General features: G+C 71.0%; 1 protein-coding gene. It reads left to right on the forward strand.

Annotated features, from left to right (window positions below; translation table 11 throughout):
• On the forward strand, nt 1–955 hold a 955-nt coding region (locus G3O01_RS44830; RefSeq protein WP_205813933.1), incomplete at both ends, for an ABC transporter permease.

Consider the following 955-nt stretch of genomic DNA (forward strand, 5'->3'; position numbering starts at 1 on the left):
GAACCAGACCGTGTTCGCGATCGCGTGCGCGCTCGGCGGCGTGAGCGGGCTGCTGGTCGGCATGTACTACAACAGCATCGATCCGGCGATGGGCTTCCAGGCCACGCTGAAGGGCGTGGTCGCGCTGCTGATCGGCGGGCTCGGCAACGTGCCGGGCGCGATCGCGGGCAGCCTGCTGCTCGGTCTCGTCGAAAGCTACGGCGTCGCGCTGTTCGGCACCAGCTATCGCGACCTGTTCGCGTTCGGGCTGCTGATCGTGTTCCTCGTGTGGCGGCCGAACGCGCTGTTCAGCGCGAACCGCGCGCTGCCGCCCGAGCCGATGACGGGCACCTTCCTCGCGGCCGCGAAGGCCGTGCGCGTGCCGCGTCCGGTCCTCGTTGCGCTGATCGTGGCGGCGGCCGTGCTGCCGTGGCTCGGCGCGTCGCCATACGTGCTGCAGACGCTGACCAACGCGTGGCTGTACGGGCTGCTCGCGCTGAGCCTCACGCTGGTCGCGGGCACGGTCGGGCAGATCTCGCTCGGCCACGCGGCGTTGCTCGTGATCGGCGCGTATGCGTCGGCGCTGCTGTCGTCGGATCTCGGCTGTCCGCCGGCCGTGACGATCCCGTGCGCTGGCGTCATTACGGCCGTTCTCGGCCCGCTGCTCGTCTATCCAGCATTCCGGCTGCGCGGGCACTATGTGTCGATCGCGACGCTCGGCATCGGCGAAGTGGTGAGCCTCGTGATCCTGAACTGGGACGGCCTCACGCGCGGGCCGCTCGGCATCACCGGCATCGCACCGCTGCCGTGGGCGACGACCGCGCGGGCCGCGTACTGGTTCACGTTCGCCGTGCTCGTCGTGTTCGCGCTCGTGCAGGTGCGGCTGCTGCGCTCGCATCTCGGCCGCACGCTGCGGGCGGTGCGCGAGGACGACGTTGCCGCGCGCGCGCACGGCATCGCGCCGAACCGCTACAAG

The sequence above is a fragment of the Burkholderia sp. Ac-20365 genome, from assembly GCF_017104715.1.
Taxonomy (GTDB): Bacteria; Pseudomonadota; Gammaproteobacteria; order Burkholderiales; family Burkholderiaceae; genus Paraburkholderia.